The organism is Acinetobacter sp. ANC_7588 (genome assembly GCF_056783995.1).
In genome coordinates, this window is the sequence record NZ_JBWYIU010000003.1 from 173,344 (window position 1) to 192,447 (window position 19,104).

16 protein-coding genes are annotated in these 19,104 nt (G+C 40.2%); 12 read left to right on the forward strand and 4 right to left on the reverse strand.

What is annotated here, in order from left to right; translation table 11 throughout:
- Window positions 1-4 precede the first annotated feature (4 nt).
- The 8 genes from sdhA (at window position 5) to AC1M9J_RS04675 (ending at window position 11,706) form a co-directional block, all read left to right on the forward strand.
- Window positions 5-1,903 carry a succinate dehydrogenase flavoprotein subunit gene (sdhA, locus tag AC1M9J_RS04640; protein WP_481951968.1) on the forward strand — a complete coding sequence of 633 codons (1,899 nt, stop codon included), beginning with the start codon at window positions 5-7 and terminating at the stop codon, window positions 1,901-1,903.
- Window positions 1,904-1,917: 14 nt separating this feature from the next.
- Window positions 1,918-2,628 carry a succinate dehydrogenase iron-sulfur subunit gene (locus tag AC1M9J_RS04645; RefSeq protein ID WP_035268507.1) on the forward strand — a complete coding sequence of 237 codons (711 nt, stop codon included), beginning with the start codon at window positions 1,918-1,920 and terminating at the stop codon, window positions 2,626-2,628.
- A 738-nt stretch (window positions 2,629-3,366) separates the two neighbouring features.
- Complete coding sequence (locus AC1M9J_RS04650; RefSeq protein ID WP_035268518.1) at window positions 3,367-6,189, forward strand: 2-oxoglutarate dehydrogenase E1 component; 2,823 nt, start codon at window positions 3,367-3,369, stop codon at window positions 6,187-6,189.
- 17 nt (window positions 6,190-6,206) lie between these two features.
- The gene (gene odhB / locus AC1M9J_RS04655) at window positions 6,207-7,418 is read left to right on the forward strand and encodes a 2-oxoglutarate dehydrogenase complex dihydrolipoyllysine-residue succinyltransferase (RefSeq protein WP_092766828.1); all 1,212 of its coding nucleotides are present in this window, start codon (window positions 6,207-6,209) and stop codon (window positions 7,416-7,418) included.
- 60 nt (window positions 7,419-7,478) lie between these two features.
- Window positions 7,479-8,912, forward strand: coding sequence for a dihydrolipoyl dehydrogenase (gene lpdA, locus AC1M9J_RS04660; RefSeq protein WP_035268502.1), 1,434 nt, complete (start codon window positions 7,479-7,481; stop codon window positions 8,910-8,912).
- A 167-nt stretch (window positions 8,913-9,079) separates the two neighbouring features.
- Window positions 9,080-10,246: an ADP-forming succinate--CoA ligase subunit beta gene (gene sucC / locus AC1M9J_RS04665; protein WP_035268500.1), complete on the forward strand. Its 1,167-nt coding sequence runs from the start codon at window positions 9,080-9,082 to the stop codon at window positions 10,244-10,246.
- A gap of 12 nt (window positions 10,247-10,258) precedes the next feature.
- The gene (gene sucD, locus AC1M9J_RS04670; RefSeq protein WP_035268498.1) at window positions 10,259-11,149 is read left to right on the forward strand and encodes a succinate--CoA ligase subunit alpha; all 891 of its coding nucleotides are present in this window, start codon (window positions 10,259-10,261) and stop codon (window positions 11,147-11,149) included.
- A gap of 77 nt (window positions 11,150-11,226) precedes the next feature.
- On the forward strand, window positions 11,227-11,706 hold the full coding sequence (locus AC1M9J_RS04675) for a hypothetical protein (protein WP_481951969.1): 480 nt from the start codon (window positions 11,227-11,229) through the stop codon (window positions 11,704-11,706).
- 4 nt (window positions 11,707-11,710) lie between these two features.
- On the opposite strand, the gene rsmD is transcribed toward AC1M9J_RS04675, so the two are convergent.
- Window positions 11,711-12,262: a 16S rRNA (guanine(966)-N(2))-methyltransferase RsmD gene (gene rsmD, locus AC1M9J_RS04680; RefSeq protein ID WP_035268497.1), complete on the reverse strand. Its 552-nt coding sequence runs from the start codon at window positions 12,260-12,262 to the stop codon at window positions 11,711-11,713.
- Entirely contained in the window at window positions 12,263-14,353 is a 2,091-nt protein-coding gene (mrdA, locus tag AC1M9J_RS04685) for a penicillin-binding protein 2 (RefSeq protein WP_481951970.1), read from the reverse strand.
- A 236-nt stretch (window positions 14,354-14,589) separates the two neighbouring features.
- Between mrdA and AC1M9J_RS04690 the strand changes: the two genes are divergently transcribed.
- The 4 genes from AC1M9J_RS04690 to AC1M9J_RS04705 all read left to right on the forward strand — a co-directional run bounded on the left by AC1M9J_RS04690 (window position 14,590) and on the right by AC1M9J_RS04705 (window position 17,449).
- On the forward strand, window positions 14,590-15,105 hold the full coding sequence (locus AC1M9J_RS04690; protein ID WP_035268492.1) for a hypothetical protein: 516 nt from the start codon (window positions 14,590-14,592) through the stop codon (window positions 15,103-15,105).
- Window positions 15,106-15,169: 64 nt separating this feature from the next.
- Window positions 15,170-16,486, forward strand: a complete 1,317-nt coding sequence (locus AC1M9J_RS04695; protein ID WP_035268489.1) for a DUF445 domain-containing protein — start codon at window positions 15,170-15,172, stop codon at window positions 16,484-16,486.
- A 75-nt stretch (window positions 16,487-16,561) separates the two neighbouring features.
- Window positions 16,562-17,221: an adenylate kinase gene (gene adk, locus AC1M9J_RS04700; protein ID WP_035268488.1), complete on the forward strand. Its 660-nt coding sequence runs from the start codon at window positions 16,562-16,564 to the stop codon at window positions 17,219-17,221.
- A 75-nt stretch (window positions 17,222-17,296) separates the two neighbouring features.
- Window positions 17,297-17,449, forward strand: coding sequence for a hypothetical protein (locus AC1M9J_RS04705; protein WP_171076785.1), 153 nt, complete (start codon window positions 17,297-17,299; stop codon window positions 17,447-17,449).
- Here AC1M9J_RS04705 and nth read toward each other — a convergent pair.
- Together nth and AC1M9J_RS04715 are read right to left on the reverse strand one after the other, a co-directional pair.
- Complete coding sequence (nth, locus tag AC1M9J_RS04710) at window positions 17,446-18,147, reverse strand: endonuclease III (protein ID WP_481597251.1); 702 nt, start codon at window positions 18,145-18,147, stop codon at window positions 17,446-17,448. The genes AC1M9J_RS04705 and nth overlap by 4 nt on opposite strands.
- A complete protein-coding gene (locus tag AC1M9J_RS04715) occupies window positions 18,148-18,939 on the reverse strand; it encodes an RnfABCDGE type electron transport complex subunit B (protein WP_481951971.1) in 792 nt (263 codons plus the stop codon). It abuts the gene before it with no gap.
- Between the last annotated feature and the right edge of the window lie 165 nt (window positions 18,940-19,104).

Consider the following 19,104-nt stretch of genomic DNA (forward strand, 5'->3'; position numbering starts at 1 on the left):
AATCATGGGCGCTATAAACCCTAAAGAAGATTATACAAATATTCCACACGAAACTTTCGATGCTGTCATCGTTGGTGGTGGTGGTTCTGGTATGCGTGCTTCTTACCAACTTGCTCAAGCTGGTTTGAAAGTTGCGGTATTGACTAAAGTATTCCCAACGCGTTCTCACACTGTAGCTGCACAGGGTGGTATTGGTGCTTCTCTTGGTAACATGCAAGAAGATAACTGGCACTACCATTTCTATGACACAGTAAAAGGTTCTGACTGGTTAGGTGACCAAGACGCAATTGAGTTTATGACTCGTGAAGCGCCACAAGTTGTATATGAACTTGAACATCTAGGTATGCCATTTGACCGTAACGCTGACGGCACAATTTACCAACGTCCATTCGGTGGTCACTCTGCGAACTATGGTGAAAAAGCTGTTCCTCGTGCTTGTGCTGCTGCCGACCGTACAGGTCACGCACTTCTTCACACGCTTTATCAAAGCAACGTGAAAATGGGTACACAATTCTTCGTAGAATGGATCGCGCTTGATTTGATCCGTAATGAAGCAGGTGATGTACTTGGTGTTACAGCAATTGACCAAGAAACAGGTAAAATTGCAGTATTCCAAGCGAAAGCAACATTGTTCGCAACGGGTGGTGCTGGTCGTGTTTACCGCGCATCTACAAACGCATATATCAACACTGGTGATGGTCTTGGTATGGCTGCTCGTGCAGGTATTCCATTACAAGATATGGAATTCTGGCAATTCCACCCAACGGGTGTTGCAGGCGCAGGCGTATTGTTAACTGAAGGTTGTCGTGGTGAAGGTGCAATCCTTCGTAACAAAGACGGCGAACCGTTTATGGAGCGTTATGCTCCAACTTTGAAAGACTTGGCACCACGTGACTTCGTATCACGTTCTATGGACCAAGAGATCAAAGAAGGCCGTGGTTGTGGTCCTAAAGGTGATTATATCCTTCTTGATATGACGCACTTGGGTGCTGATACGATCATGAAACGTCTTCCATCTGTATTTGAGATTGGTAAGAAGTTCGCGAACGTTGACATCACAAAAGAGCCAATTCCTGTTGTACCAACAATCCATTACCAAATGGGTGGTATTCCAACTAACATTCATGGTCAAGTTGTTGTTCCTGAATCGCGTGAAACTACTCCGCTAGAAGCACATTACGACAAAGACAGCGATACTTATTCTACCAATGCTGCGGATCGCAATTTCACTAAACCAGTGAAAGGTTTCTATGCGATTGGCGAATGTTCATGTGTGTCTGTACATGGTGCTAACCGTTTAGGTACAAACTCATTGCTTGACTTAGTTGTATTTGGTAAAGCTGCTGGCGAACATATCATTGACTATGTGACTAAGCATCACGGTGATGAATATGCGCCGCTTCCAACAACTGTGCTTCAGCAAACTGTCGAGCGTATCCGTCGCTTAGATGAGTCAACTTCTGGTGAGAATGCGCAAGAAGTTGCTGATGCAATTCGCGATATCGTTCAAGATCATGCAGGTGTATTCCGTACAACTGAACTTCTTGAAAAAGGTGTGAAAGAGATTCTGGCACTTGAGCCTCGTATCCGTAATATCCACTTAAAAGACAAATCAAAAGTATTTAATACTGCGCGTATTGAAGCACTTGAAGTGGAAAACTTATACGAAGTTGCAAAAGCAACCTTAATCTCTGCTGCTGCACGTAAAGAATGTCGTGGTGCGCATACTGTTGTAGATTATGAAGAATCTCCAGATCATCCAACATATCCTTACGGCCGTCGTGATGATGAGTGGATGAAGCATACTTTATGGTTCTCTGCTGATAACCGTCTTGAGTACAAGCCAGTACGTTACAAGCCTTTATCAGTTGATGCTATTCCACCTAAACCACGTACATTCTAATTGGGAGAAGTAAGATGAGTAGAGGTACTCGTACATTTAATATCTACCGCTACGATCCTGATAAGGATAAAGCACCGTACATGCAAACATTCAAGCTTGAGTTGACTGATAAGCACCGTATGTTGCTTGATGCGCTACTTGCATTGAAAGTTCAAGACGAAACTTTAACGTTCCGTCGTTCATGCCGTGAAGGTATTTGTGGGTCAGATGGTGTAAACATCAATGGTAAAAATGGTTTAGCGTGTCTTTGGAACCTAAACGATTTGCCAGAAGTAATTACTATTCGTCCATTACCAGGTCTTCCAGTAATCAAAGACTTGGTTGTAGACATGAATCAGTTCTATGATCAGTACGACAAAATTCAACCTTTCTTGATTAATAATCAACCTGCACCACCTAAAGAGCGTTTACAATCTCCAGAAGAGCGTGAGCATCTTGATGGTTTGTATGAGTGTATTCTTTGTGCATGTTGTTCAACGTCTTGCCCATCATTCTGGTGGAACCCTGATAAATTCTTGGGTCCTTCAGCATTGTTGAATGCATATCGTTTCATTATTGATTCGCGTGATACTGCAACTCAAGACCGTTTGGCTCGTTTAGACGATCCTTTCAGTTTATTCCGTTGTAAAGGTATCATGAACTGTGTATCAGTATGCCCTAAAGGTTTAAATCCAACAAAAGCGATTGGTCACATTCGTAGCATGTTGTTAGATCAAGCTGGATAATGCTGATCCAAAAAAAGCACACTTAGGTGTGCTTTTTTTTTAATCAAAACTTGATGTTAAATTTAGTTTTCGAGATATCTTGGTTGAAGTGGTTAGATTTGCCCCAATCATAAAAAAATATGCACTTTAGGGATAAATGAAAACGTTTTGCATCTGCAAATATCTTTTTAAAATGTTAAGATATCGGTTTTATGATCCAAGTTGCATATATTTAAATCTATAATTTTAGGCTTTAGTCTAATAATTATGAATTTTAATAGAATTTATCTAAATGCACCTTATATTATCTCAATGGTTTATAGTTGTATTTAGCTAATTTATGAATGGTATGTGTCAATAAAATCAGTTTGAAGTGAAGTTCATGGTAGGATTTGAACAAAATTTTTAGCATGAATATTATTCAATCTGTACATTAAATCAACATTTTGTTGGTTTGGTGTTAAGCTGAAAGCAGGGATAATGAAATTGAAAAGTTGCTTTAGAAAAGACTAATATTTTTATTTTTTTCTAAGTCAATTTGCAAAAATTGCTCGGTAATTTTATCGAGTATAAAGATGAGTGATGATGCCAATGAGGGCGTTATGATTCGTCATTGGTATTAGAAACTCTCTAATGCTATACGCCCCATGGTCTTTTGTACCAGATGGGTGAATGTCAATTTACCGATTTGGCATTATCAATCATGGGCGAGCTTAGAAAGCTCCCTGTAATGTTTTGCAATAGGAAATGGGTCCACAAATGCAAGAAGTTGCTGACGCATTGCGTCTTGACACTGAACTTTCCGCTGACAGTGCAGCGTATATTGAAGAACTTTATGAGCAGTATTTAGTTGCTCCAGAATCAGTCGGTGCTGATTGGCAAGAATACTTTGGTAAGTTCCCAAAAGGGGATCAACCACACAGCAATGTACGTGAGCAATTCCTTTTATTGGGTCGTAACTCAAACCGTATTCAGCCTGTCGTTCAAAGTTCAGTTAGTTCTGAGCACGAGCGTCGTCAGATTGGCGTATTACAATTAATCGCTGCATACCGTAACCGCGGTCATCAAAAAGCAAAATTAGATCCATTAGGTTTGGCAAAACGAGAAGAAGTGCCTGATCTTGATCTAGCGGCTCATGGTTTAACCAAATCTGACTTAGATACTGTATTCAATACAGGTAATCTTGCAATTGGCAAAACTGAAGCAACTTTAGGTGAAATGGTCAATGCGATGGAGGCGACGTATTGCGCTTCTATTGGTGTTGAATATATGCACATTGTTGACACTAAAGAGAAACGTTGGATTCAACAACGTCTTGAAGGTGTGAAAGGTCAATTTGGTTTTTCAGCAGAACAAAAGAAACATGTTCTTGAACGTTTAACTGCAGCTGAAGGCTTAGAGAAATACTTAGGCAATAAGTATGTTGGTGCTAAGCGCTTTGGTGTGGAAGGCGGTGAATCTTTCATTCCGATGGTTGATGCTGTTATTCAACGCGCAGGTTCTGTGGGATGTAAAGAAGTTGTGATCGGTATGCCACACCGTGGTCGTCTCAACTTGCTTGTCAATATCATGGGTAAAAACCCAGCAGATCTTTTCGGTGAATTTGAAGGTAAATCACTTCACAAGAAAGGTTCTGGTGACGTTAAGTATCACCAAGGTTTCTCGTCAAACGTAATGACTCCAGGTGGCGAAGTTCATTTGGCATTGGCATTTAACCCATCACACTTAGAAATCGTAGGGCCTGTAGTTGAAGGTTCAGTACGTGCTCGTCAAGTTCGTCGTAAAGACATTGGTGGTGATGACGTATTACCAGTAATCGTACATGGTGATGCTGCATTTGCTGGTCAAGGTGTGAACCAAGAAACCTTCCAAATGTCACAAACACGTGGTTATACGGTAGGTGGTACAGTTCATATTGTTGTCAATAACCAAGTTGGTTTTACAACATCAGATCCACGTGATGCACGTTCTACTGAATACTGTACTGATATCGCGAAAATGATTCAGGCACCAATCTTCCATGTGAATGGTGATGATCCTGAAGCTGTATTGTTTGTTGCTCAACTTGCACATGATTTCCGTCATACTTTCCGTAAAGACGTTGTTATCGATATGTTCTGTTACCGTCGTCGCGGTCACAATGAAGCAGATGAGCCAGCAGCAACTCAGCCAATGATGTATCAAGTCATTAATAAGAAAACGACGACTCGTGCATTATATGCTGACAAATTAGTACAAGAAGGTGTAATTGATCGTGCGACTGCAGATCAAATGATCGAAGATTACCGTGCTGATTTAGAAGCAGGTAAACATGTTGCGAATGCACTTGTACTTGAACCGAATAAAAAAATGTTCGTTGACTGGACGCCATACTTAGGTCACGAATACACTGACGTTTGGGATACTACTTTCCCTGAAGAGCGTTTAAAAGAACTTGGTCGCAAAATGCGTGAGCTTCCTGAAGGCTTCGTGATGCAGCGTCAAGTTTCTAAGGTGATCGATGATCGTCTTAAAATGCAAACTGGTGAAATGCCATTGAACTGGGGTGCAGCTGAGACTCTAGCTTATGCTTCGTTATTGGACGAGGGTTATCTTGTTCGTTTAACTGGTGAAGATGTTGGTCGTGGTACATTCTCGCATCGTCATGCGAAGCTTCATAACCAAGTAGACGGTTCGACGTATATTCCACTTTGCCATATTAAAGAAAATCAACCGCGTACAGCGATTTATGACTCATTATTGTCTGAAATGGCAGTATTGGCATTCGAATATGGTTATGCAACAACTCTACCTAAGAGCTTAATTATTTGGGAAGCACAATTTGGTGACTTCGCGAACTGTGCTCAAGTTGTTATTGACCAATTCATTGCTTCTGGTGAGACAAAGTGGGAGCGCGTTTGTGGTTTAACGATGCTTCTTCCACATGGTTTTGAAGGTCAAGGCCCAGAACACTCATCTGCACGTTTAGAGCGTTTCTTACAGCTATGTGCTGAAGAAAACATGCAAGTGATGACGCCTACAACTCCTGCACAGATTTTCCATGCTTTACGTCGTCAGGCGATTCGCCCAATTCGTAAACCAATGATTATCATGTCTCCAAAGTCATTATTACGTCACAAATTAGCGGTATCTAATCTTGATGAATTGGCGAACGGTACTTTCCAAACCGTGATTGATGAAGTTGATAACATTAATAAGTTGGATGTGACTCGTGTAGTGCTTTGCGGTGGTAAGGTTTATTACGATTTACTTGAAAAACGTCGTGAAAATGAATTGAACAACACTGCTATTGTTCGTGTTGAACAATTGTACCCATATCCAGAAGCACGTTTAGCGGAAGTACTTGCACAATATCCAAATATGAAAGAGCTTGTTTGGGCGCAAGAAGAACCGAAGAACCAAGGCGCATGGTTATTCATCGCACCACGTTTATACGAAGGTGTTATGAAGTCAGGTCAACAAATTCAAATCAGCTATGCAGGACGTGAAGCATCTGCTGCACCGGCTTGTGGCTCACCATATTTACATGCAAAACAACAAGCACAACTCGTTAACGAAGCGCTTGCGATCGTAGCAGAATAATCAGGAGAATCTTAAGAATGGCAACCGAAATTAAAGCACCGGTATTCCCAGAGTCAGTTGCAGACGGAACAATTGCAACTTGGCACAAACAACCAGGTGAAGCGGTATCACGTGACGAAGTGATCTGTGATATCGAAACGGATAAAGTTGTACTTGAAGTTGTTGCTCCTGCAGATGGTACGATTGCAAATATCATCAAAGGTGAAGGCGACACAGTTCTTTCTGATGAAGTAATTGCTACATTTGAAGCAGGTGCTGTTTCAGGTGCTTCTCAAACTCAAGCTGTTCAATCTGAAGAGAAAGTTGAGCAAGCTGCTGCTGCTACAGAAGCGGGTGCTGCTCCTGTTGTTGAACGTGCTCAAGCTCCTGTTCAAGACCAAGCTCCAGCTGTTCGTAAGGCATTAACTGAAACTGGTATTAATGCATCAGAAGTTTCAGGTACAGGTCGTGGTGGCCGTATCACTAAAGAAGATGTGGCGAATCACCAATCTAAACCTGCTGCTGCACCATTAAGCGTAGCTGTAGGTGAGCGTATTGAAAAACGTGTTCCTATGACACGTCTTCGTAAGCGTGTGGCTGAGCGTTTACTTGCTGCAACGCAAGAAACAGCAATGTTAACGACGTTCAACGAAGTCAACATGAAGCCAATCATGGACATGCGCGCTCAGTACAAAGATGCTTTTGAAAAGCGTCATGGTGCTCGTTTAGGCTTTATGTCATTCTTTGTTAAAGCTGCAACTGAAGCACTTAAACGCTACCCAGCTGTAAATGCTTCAATTGATGGTGATGATATCGTTTATCACGGTTACTATGACATCGGTGTAGCGGTATCTTCTGACCGTGGTTTAGTAGTTCCAGTATTACGTGATACTGATCGCATGAACTATGCTGAAGTTGAAAATGGTATCCGTGATTACGCATTCAAAGCACGTGATGGTAAGCTGGGCATTGAAGACATGACAGGTGGTACATTCACGATCACTAATGGTGGTACTTTCGGTTCATTGCTTTCAACACCAATTTTAAATACGCCACAAACTGCAATTTTGGGTATGCATAAAATCCAAGAGCGTCCAATGGCGGTAAATGGTCAAGTTGAAATCTTACCAATGATGTATTTAGCGCTTTCTTATGACCACCGTTTAATTGATGGTAAAGAAGCAGTAGGTTTCCTTGTAACAATCAAAGAATTGTTAGAAGAACCAGCTAAACTTATCCTTGATCTTTAATTCTAAAGAATAAATCCATGGGCTTAGAGCGATCCTCTAGGCCCATTTTTGGAGAGAAGAATGTCTCAACAATTTGATTTAGTAGTAATCGGCGGTGGTCCAGGTGGTTATGAAGCTGCTATTCGTGCAGCACAACTGGGTTTCAAAGTTGCGTGTATTGAAAAGCGTATTCATAAAGGAAAACCATCATTAGGTGGTACTTGCTTGAACGTGGGTTGCATCCCATCTAAAGCACTTTTAGATTCTTCACATCGTTATGAAGATACTGTTCATCATTTAGATGATCATGGTATTACAACGGGCGAAGTGAAATTCGATCTTCAAAAATTACTTGCTCGTAAAGATAAAATCGTTAACCAACTTACAATGGGTATTGATGGCCTGTTGAAAGGTAACGGCATTGAATGGTTGCAGGGTACAGGTAAATTATTAGCTGGTAAAAAAGTTGAGTTTGTTCCACATGAAGGTGAAACTCAAATTTTAGAACCTAAATATGTCATTCTTGCCTCTGGTTCTGTTCCTGTAAATATTCCTGTTGCTCCTGTAGATCAAGATCTTATCGTTGATTCTACTGGCGCGCTTGAATTCCAAGAAGTACCTAAGCGTTTAGGTGTAATTGGTGCAGGTGTAATTGGTCTTGAACTTGGATCAGTATGGCGTCGTTTGGGTGCAGAAGTTGTTGTTTTTGAAGCAATGGATGCATTTTTACCAATGGCTGATAAAGCTTTGGCAAAAGATTACCAAAAAGTATTAACTAAGCAAGGTCTTGATATTCGTGTTGGCGCAAAAGTAGCTGGTACAGAAATCAATGGTCGTGAAGTGACAGTTAAGTACACTCAAGGTGGCGAAGACAAAACTCAGACTTTCGACAAATTGATCGTTTGCGTGGGTCGTAAAGCGTATGCAGAAGGTTTATTAGCAGAAGATTCTGGCATTAAACTTACTGAACGTGGTTTGGTTGAAGTAAATGATTGGTGTGCAACTTCTGTTGAAGGTGTATATGCAATTGGTGACTTAGTACGTGGTCCAATGCTTGCACATAAAGCAATGGAAGAAGGCGTAATGGCTGTTGAACGTATTCATGGTCACGCAGCTCAAGTGAACTATGATACGATTATTTCTGTGATTTATACACACCCTGAAGCGGCGTGGGTTGGTTTAACAGAAGAACAAGCGAAAGAAAAAGGTCACGAAGTTAAAACAGGTCAATTTGGTTTCGCAGCAAATGGTCGTGCGATGGCAGCTGGAGAAAATGCTGGTTTCGTAAAATTTGTTGCTGACGCTAAAACGGATCGTTTGCTTGGTATGCACGTGATTGGACCTGCTGCGTCTGATATCGTTCACCAAGGCATGATCGCACTTGAATTTGTATCAAGCGTTGAAGATCTTCAATTAATGACATTTGGTCACCCAACTTTCTCTGAAGTAGTTCATGAAGCTGCGTTAGCAGTAGATGGGCGAGCGATTCACGCGATTCAGCGTAAACGTAAATAACACAAAAAAGAGCGGCTGAGGCCGCTCTTTTTGCATTTGGTGGTTGTTTTTGTTTGAATAATCATCTAAAAATAGAATACTAAATTTAATAAATGCCAATATTTATTGCGAAGGAAGTTTAAATATTGGTGTGTCATAAAAAGTGAAAAGTAGTAAAAGGTAAAACAATGAATTTACACGAGTATCAGGCGAAATCGCTGTTAAAAAAATATGGTATGCCAGTTCAGGAAGGCATCATCGCTACAAATGCAGAGGAAGCAGTAAAAGCATTTGAACAGCTAGGCGGCAAATTCGCTGTTATGAAAGCACAAGTACATGCCGGTGGGCGTGGAAAAGCTGGCGGCGTTAAAGTCGTTAAGTCAGCTGATGAAGCAAAAGAATATGCTTCGCAAATTATTGGTACTCGTTTAGTTACATATCAAACGGATGCAAATGGGCAACCAGTTAACAGTGTACTCGTTGCAGAAGATGTCTATCCAGTTGAGCGTGAATTGTATTTAGGCGCAGTTGTTGATCGTTCATCACGTCGTATTACTTTCATGGCTTCTACTGAAGGTGGTGTCGAAATTGAAAAAGTCGCTGAAGAAACTCCAGAAAAAATTATTAAAGTTGAAGTAGATCCATTGGTTGGCTTACTTCCTTTCCAAGCTCGTGAAGTCGCTTTTGCTTTAGAGCTGAAAGATAAACAGATTAATCAATTTGTTAAAATTATGTCTGCAGCTTATCAAGCGTTCGTAGAAAATGATTTCGCATTGTTTGAAATTAATCCATTGTCAGTTCGTGAAAATGGTGAAATTTTGTGTGTTGATGCCAAGGTCGGTATTGATTCGAATGCTTTATATCGTTTGCCAGAAGTTTCTGCTTTAAGAGATAAATCGCAAGAAAATGAGCGTGAGCTCAAGGCATCTGAGTTTGACCTTAACTATGTTGCTTTAGAAGGTAATATTGGTTGTATGGTGAATGGAGCAGGTCTTGCAATGGCAACCATGGACATCATTAAACTCTATGGTGGTCAACCAGCAAACTTCTTGGATGTAGGTGGTGGCGCAACCAAAGAGCGTGTAATTGAAGCATTCAAGATCATTTTAGCGGATCAGTCAGTACAAGGTGTGCTGATCAATATCTTCGGTGGTATTGTGCGTTGTGACATGATTGCTGAAGCAATTATTGCAGCGGTTCAAGAAGTAAATGTAACAGTGCCTGTTGTTGTTCGCTTAGAAGGGAATAATGCAGAACTAGGTGCAAAATTACTTGATGAATCTGGTCTTAAACTAATTTCTGCAAACGGCTTATCTGATGCCGCAGAAAAAATTGTTGCTGCAGTAAAAGCATAAGGAGTATCAATCATGAGCGTATTAATTAATAAAGACACTAAAGTATTGGTACAGGGCTTTACGGGTAAAAATGGTACATTCCACTCAGAACAAGCTTTGGCTTATGGTACTAAGGTTGTGGGTGGTGTGACTCCAGGTAAAGGCGGTCAAACTCATTTAAATCTACCTGTATTCAATACAATGAAAGATGCAGTGAAAGAGACTGGTGCTGATGCATCGGTCATTTACGTTCCTGCACCATTTGTATTGGATTCTATCGTTGAAGCAGTTGACTCTGGCGTTGGACTGATTGTTGTTATCACTGAAGGTGTACCAACCATTGATATGCTGAAAGCGAAACGCTATCTAGAAACCAATGGAAATGGCACTCGCTTAGTGGGTCCAAACTGTCCAGGTGTTATCACGCCGGGTGAATGTAAGATTGGTATTATGCCAGGACATATTCATCAGCCAGGACGAATCGGTATTATTTCGCGTTCTGGTACGTTGACCTATGAAGCTGTTGCACAAACTACGAAGTTAGGATTAGGTCAATCAACGTGTATTGGTATTGGTGGAGATCCAATCCCTGGTATGAATCAGATTGATGCTTTGAAACTGTTCCAAGATGATCCAGACACAGATGCAATTATTATGATTGGTGAGATTGGTGGTACAGCTGAAGAAGAAGCGGCAGAATATATCCAATCAAATGTGACCAAACCTGTTGTTGGTTATATTGCTGGTGTGACTGCACCGAAAGGTAAGCGAATGGGTCATGCTGGTGCTATTATTTCAGGTGGTAAAGGCACGGCAGAAGAAAAATTTGCTGCGTTTGAACGTGCTGGAATGGCATATACACGTAGCCCAGCTGAACTTGGTTCAACGATGCTAGAAGTACTTAAAGAAAAAGGTCTAGCTTAATGCTTTAAGTAAAAAAGCCTCCTGAGTGGAGGCTTTTTTTCATGCATAATAATAAGATATAGAAACGTAAAATTAATATGATTCAAAATTTAAAACTTTATTTACAAGCTTTGATGTTTTTTTCAATTTCTGCTGTTCACGCGAATTCCTTGGATCATGATGAAAATACGAATGATCAAAATCTCATTTTTAATTTTTTTGAAGCTCAGCAAGAACTTCACTATGAGCCTGCCATAGAGGATTTAAATAGTGAACAGACCAAGATTGCAGAATTAAATGAGAAAGAATATTCGAGATTTGATGTATTGACGCATTCAATTTTTCAATCCGAACGTATTCAATTTTTTAATTTCACGGCTTTTGATCGGAATGAATTGAAGAATAAACTTGATACAGGTCATTTTGACTTATCAAATCTGGCACAATTAAGCATTACGTTTGGATATGGTGTTGAGTATTTGCTGAAACAGAATCAAACGATAGGCTACGAGTTTTTATCCTCGTTTCCCTACGATCGAGGCAGATTGATTCGGATTTTTTGGAATCAGACATTTTAAATGTCTAATCTATTTTTCGATAAAGGCCTGATTTAACTGTTCCAGCTTTGGTTTCTTTTATGAGGTGCCATGAAGAAGGTAGATTAAGTGATGACAATGGTTGATCGGCTTCGACATAAATAAATGCATCTGCTTTGAGTTTTGGGTCAATCAATGAAGCCAACTCCTCCCAAAGATTTAAACTATAGGGAGGATCTAAAAAAACTACATCGAATTGATTGTTTGAAAGTTGTTTTAGCGCGATTTGGGCAGTGCTTTGAATCAGTTTTGCATTATTCACATTTAAAAGCGCTAAGTTTGATTTTAAAAATTTATTTTGCTCTAAATTAGGTTCGATCATCGTGACATGAGCTGCCCCTCGAGATAGCGCTTCAAAACCTAATGCACCAGATCCAGCGCAAACATCTAGCACCTGCGCTTGTTGAATATCCCACATTAACCAATTAAATAAAGTTTCGCGTACACGATCTGGTGTTGGTCTTAAACCCTCAATAGTGGCAAAAGGTAATACACGGCGTTTCCATTCACCACCAATGATGCGGAGTTGATTTTTCATTTATTGACTCGTGTTACGTTGAGTGTCAGTGTTTGCATTCGTTGCATTCGTTGCATTCGTTGCATTCGTTGCATTCGTTGCATTCGTTGCATTCGTTGCATTCGTTGCACTGTTGCTGTTACGTGATGTTTGGAGTTCACGAGGAAGTGCATTTGGATCGGCTGACAAATTAGTAGATCCGCTAGGTAATTCACCAGGCTTAATGCCTGCTGTCATTAAGCCGCCGCTGACAACATGATTCATCGGCTTTATTGGCTTACGATCACGATGGAGTAACCAATAATCTAATACAGGACGTGCGAGCGCGGTTGCTCCTGAACCTCCACGACCATTTTCCCATATCACTGCAATCGCTATTTCTGGGTTGTCGGCAGGGGCGAAGCCTACAAATAAGCCGTGATCGAGTTGACGTTCAGTTAATAAAGCTTCGTTATACTTTTTACCTTGCGCAATACTCTTGACCTGAGCGGTACCTGTTTTACCCGCAATTTGATATTGCAGTCCACCTCGAATCCCTTTACCTGTTCCAGATTGGATCACATCCACCATGGCATCACGCATCTTAATCCAATCTTCATCAGTACCATTGAAGGCAATTTTATAATCTGGTGCATTGTGGACTTTGAATTGCTTTGTTCCTTTGGTTTCACGCAATACATGCGGTGTAACATGGGCGCCATGATTTGCGGTAATTGCAGTTGCCATCGCGAGTTGTAAAGGGGTAGAAGTGAATGCACCTTGCCCAATACTGACTGAGATTGTTTCACCTTTGAGCCATTTAGAATTGCGAGTACGCATTTTCCATTCTGGCGAAGGATACAAGCCTGTGCTTTCGCTAGGAAGGTCTACACCCGTTTTCTCACCAAATCCAAACTGACGCATCCATGTGTTCATACGATCAATCCCCATCTGGTAAGAAAGAACGTAATAGTAAGTATCACATGAGACAACAATGGACTTGTGCATATTGACTACACCATGACCCGTTTTTTTCCAGTCACGGAATTTGTGGGAGTCTCCTGGTAAGTGGAAATAACCTGGATCTGAAATAGCAGTTGACCAATCGACAATACCGTAGTGAATACCCCCTAATGCAGCCATAGGCTTAATGGTAGAACCTGGTGGATAAGTCCCTTGAACTGCGCGGTTATACAACGGCTGATCTAAATTGTCACGCAGCGCACTATAATCTGTATGACTGATACCAGTCACGAATAAATTTGGATTGAAACTTGGACTCGAAACGAGTGCCAAAATTTCACCTGTACGTGGATCCATTGCAACAATTGCACCACGACGCCCCGCAAGTTGCTCAGCAGCTACTGTTTGGAGACCATAATCAAGTGATAAATAGAGGTCATTACCGCGTACAGAATCTTTACGCCCTAATTTCCGTAAAACATTACCGAAAGCATCTGTCTCAATAGATTCAAAGCCAGGTGAGCCATGCAACAGGTCTTCGTAAAATTTTTCTACACCAATTTTACCGATCAGGTTGGTACCTGCGTAAGCATCTTTATCAATGCTTTTGAGTTCTTTATCGTTAATACGACCGACATACCCAATAACATGGGCAAATAATTCACCATGCGGGTAATAACGCGTCATTTGGGTTTCAATAGAAACACCAGGAAATTTAAACTTTACTTCACTAAATTTAGCGATATCTGTTTCAGTTAAGTTTAGTTTAAGCGTGACACGTTCAGTCTTTTTTGCGGTTTTCACACGACTCATGAAGCGTTCGATGTCTTCTTCGCTCAAGTCAATAATCTTTCTAAGGCGTTCTACTGTATCTTCAATATCAGGTACATCCGCTTTACTTAATGTAGCCGTAAAAACTGGATAATTGTCAGCCAGTAGAATGCCGTTACGATCAAAAATATAACCGCGGGCAGGGGAAATCGGTTGTAAACGAATTCGGTTTTTGTCCGATGCATCTTTAAACTGGTCGTAATGCACAATTTGCAAATAAGCATATCGAGACAATAGAACAATTAAAAAAAAGATTACCACGCAAATAGCAAACACCACTCGACTGCGAAAAATTCGCTTTTCTTGTTGTACATTCTTCAGTGGGAACTGCTGCTTCATAGATCTTTACTTTTTTGCGGGTAAAAGCTGACTTTATATCAAAGTATTTTAACTCAGATTGACTATAAAATTTGAAAAATTAATAAATAGTTCGTATGTTATAAAAATTAAAATTTGACCAAATAGACACTAATTTTAAAGCTTGTTGTATATAAGAACGAAAATTATTCTGTTAAAGTCGAATCACTATGGATGAATAATAATATTGTTCTCAGTTTGAGAAAATGGAGAAAATAATGAGAAAAATCGTTTCCTTTGCTGTCATGATGTGGGTAGGGAATTTAGCATACGCAGATTTTTCATCGTTTTATCCTGAAGCAAAATTGAAACCAGAACAATTTTCTAAAATAAATGTGGGTGCTGGTGTTACACAACGGTTAGCGCATGGGAATTTAGAATACGTCACTCCATACGGTATTGGATACGGAAAGCTTGGCGCTTTCTTAAATGACGACCACGATGTGGGTGCTCAAGTCGGTTTTCGTTACCCAATAATTCTCGGAACTAAGGACTTAAATGGATTTTATTTAGGTGCATTTGCTGGTCATCTAAAATCAAAAACAGTCAATGGTGAAAAGGAATCTCAACTCGGTGGTGGTATAGATTTATCTTATGTCATGCTGAATAAAGAAAGAATTAGTACATTTAGTGTAGGGATAAAAGCAGGAGAGGAAATCACGCAAGGAAACCAAGTGATTTTTGAAACTAAACCAGAACTACAGTTTGCTTACACCTTAAGTGTAGGATTTTAGAAAGCTTTATGGTTTTATACCTCAAGTTCGACTGCAATTAGATATATGAATATGAGAGTCATGAATGTTTGGATATGTGAGTGATTTGTGGCAAGCCTTCGTCAATCGACCTGATTTTTATGCAGTACTGAGTATTATCCCAGTAACCGCATTTGTGACTTGGGCTCACGTCTGGATGGCACTCAAGATGGTGTTTTATCCAATTAAGTTTTGGGGTTTTCACTTAGGTCCGCTTCCGGTGGGATGGCAAGGAATTGTTCCACGTAAGGCAGGACGTATATCGGGTATTATTACCGACAATACACTATCAAAACTTGGCTCCTTACGAGAGTTCTTAGATGCGATGGATCCCGAGGATACTGCTCGTATCATTGGTGAACAGGTTGGCTTTGAGTTAGAGCACTTAATTGATGAAGTGATGATGGATCGCAATGCGGTTCTATGGGAAAACTTACCTTACTCAATCAAGAGACGTATTTATGCGCAAGCACATAAGCAACTTCCAAATGTTTTGAAAGAGCTCGTAACCGAATTAACTTTAAATGTTGAGTCGCTCGTGGATATGCGTGCGATGGTAGTGAGTCAAATGGAAGGCGACCGTCAATTGATGGTCAATATGTTCCTAAAAGTGGGTCAAAAAGAAATTAACTTCATTTGGCATATCAGTGCATTAATCGGTATGTTCTTCGGTATCTTCCAAATGATCGTTTGGTTTGTGGTGCCTTGGCATTGGACTGTACCATTCTGGGCAGCAATTTGGGGCTTTTTAACAAATTGGATTGCAATTTGGATGGTATTTAATCCAGTTGAACCACACTATATACGTTATCCACAATTCTTTGAATTAACGAAAGATCGTAAATTCCCTTGGATAAAACCTGTCATTCCACGCATTGGTTCTTATAATATTCAAGGTGCGTTTATGAAGCGCCAAGAAGAAGTATCTGATGTATTTGCACGTGTAGTGACTGAAGATTTGATTACATTGAAATCTATTATGATGGAAATGATGTATGGTGGAAAAAAAGACAAAACACGCCGTATTGTTAAACGTCATATCAATGAAATCATGGAAACACCATTGGTTCGTACATCATTACAGCTATCTTTAGGTCCAAAAGAGTATGCAAAACTCAAGACAGACTTGATCGATCGCTCAATTGAAATTACGATGGTGCCTGTATGCGACCCAGCTTTTAATGCGAGCCGCGCACAGAAAATCTATCAAATGTTTAAAGAACGTATCCGTGAATTAACGCCGCGCGAGTTTCAAAATCTATTACGTCCTGCATTCCAGGAAGACGAATGGATCTTAATTGTGCTAGGTGGGGTAACAGGTTTCTTCGCGGGTCTGATTCATTTATTTGTGGCTTTCTTATAAATAGATGCTGGATTGGTGCCTACCAAAGACATTAACCAAGTATCGTCGATATAGTTAAAATGAGGATGTTTATTTATGCGCATTATATTACTCGGACCACCTGGAGCAGGTAAAGGTACTCAAGCTCAGTTGATCTGCAAGCGCTACAATGTCCCACAAATTTCAACCGGTGATATGCTCCGTGCTGCAATTCGTGAAGGAACTGAACTCGGTCTACAGGCAAAATCTGTAATGGACAATGGTGGTCTAGTTTCTGACGAACTGATTATTGGTCTGGTTAAAGAGCGTATTGCACAACCAGATTGTGCAAATGGTTGTATCTTTGATGGTTTCCCTCGTACGATTCCTCAAGCTGAAGCTTTGGAAAAAGAAGGCATTGATATTGATCACGTGATCGAAATTGATGTGCCTGATGAAGAAATCGTTAAACGCTTATCGGGTCGTCGCCAACATCCAGCATCAGGTCGTGTTTATCATATCGTCTACAACCCACCAAAAGTGGAAGGCAAAGATGATGAAACTGGTGAAGATTTAGTTCAGCGTCCAGATGACCAAGAAGAAACAATTCGTAAGCGCTTAGGTTCGTATCATACTGAAACTGAACAGTTGGTTGGCTTTTACCAAGGGCGTGCAGCTTCAGGTGAAAATGCGCCAACGTATGATAAGTTGAATGGACTTCGTCCTATTGAAGAAGTTCAAAAAGAACTTTTTGCAATTTTAGATCAAACTAAATAACCATTATTCAGCTTTGACAAAAAAGAAGCCCTAAGTCATATTAGGGCTTCTTTTTTATGATGTTAAGGTAAACAAGTGCAAAATATTGCTATTATTTTATTGATGCTTGCATGCTTGGCAGTATTGTCTTTTTTGGTATTTATAAGTTTTAAATTACTTCGCGATAGTCAAAAACAGATGAAATTAGATAAAGAGAAAAAAGATCAAAAAAAATCTCTTGATCGTTAAACCTGTTTTAAATCGATCTGTCTTGTCGCTCCATATTCGAAACGTTCAGGCCAGTTGCACACGTCACTCACAACACATTCATTGCACTTTGGCTTCCGCGCAATACAGCAATAACGTCCATGTAAAATTAACCAATGATGAGCGTCTACAATAAACTCTTTTGGAATCACTTTAACTAGACGGTGTTCAACTTCGAGTACATTTTTTCCTACCGCAAGTCCAGTACGATTACCTAATCGAAAGATGTGGGTATCAACGGCCATGGTTGGTTGACCAAAAGCGGTATTTAATACCACATTTGCAGTTTTTCGACCTACGCCCGGAAGTGCTTCTAAATCAGCACGGTTGTTAGGAACAGTACTGTTGTGTTGTTTAATCAATATTTCACAAGCTTTGATGACATTTTCAGCTTTAGAGTTATAGAGACCTATTGTTTTAATATAAGATTTTAATCCTTCTACACCTAAGGCATAGATTGCTTCAGGTGTGTTTGCTACAGGGAAAAGCTTATCTGTGGCCTTATTTACGCTTACATCAGTGGCTTGTGCTGATAAGGTCACAGCAACTAACAACTCAAAGGGTGAAGAATAATTCAGCTCTGTTTTAGGGTTTGGGCGTTGAGCTCTTAATCTTTCAAAAAAAATTTGAATTTGGTTTTTTGTCATGTTTTTTACAGTTTTAGGTGTTTTAACGTTCATTTAAACACCCTCAATTGAATTGAGTTTTTCATATAAAGTATTGAGTTGCTCTTGCTTATCGACACTCTCACGTACAGCAAGTTGTTTTTCAAGCTTTTTAATTTGTGTACGTAATTTGGCAAGTTCGATTGTAGATTTTGCATCTAATGTCTTATGAAGCGCTGTTTTTTTTATCGTTTGAATAGTAGGTACTGATTGTAATTGTTTTGAAAATTGAGCAAAAAGTGCAGTATCAATTTCAGCTTTAACGACAGGACCTTTGCGATGAAGTCTGCGATTTTCCTCACGTTGAATATGAGCATAATATCGATTTCTAAGATCGTTTTGTTCTAGGATGCGGGCTTGCTCATTTGGTATGGGCTGTAAATCTTCAACGAGATCGATACAGTCGACTGGACAAGGAGGAATACATAATTCGCATCCAGTGCAAAGATCAGTTAACACAGTATGCATTAATTTTCCTGATCCAATAATGGCATCAACAGGGCAAGCACTGATGCATTTAGTGCAACCAATACACTCGTCTTCACGTATGATTGCTTTCATACGCTGTGGACGACCATCAGACTGAATTGGCCAAACGCTTTCTTCAGCTTTAAGCTTAGGGCGATTCAGTACGTGAGCAATTGCGTCAGCAACAGGTTGACCGCCAGGTACACATTTATTTGCGTCTTCTCCTTCTACAATAGCTTTAGCATAAGGTAAACAACCATCACGGTGGCCACATAGGCCACATTGGGTTTGAGGTAGGAAAGCATCAACTTGTTGTATCAATGAGATTTGTGCGTGCATGTACGTTAAAACTTAATCAAGCGAAAAGGAGATCGATCATAGGTGCGAAATATGAATGATTTTAACATGATTAGTATTAGTTTGGGGTGCGCTGTTATGGGTCATTTATTGCGCAATAAAAGCGCTGAATAAGCATCAATACATAATTAAAAGTAATGAATTTGA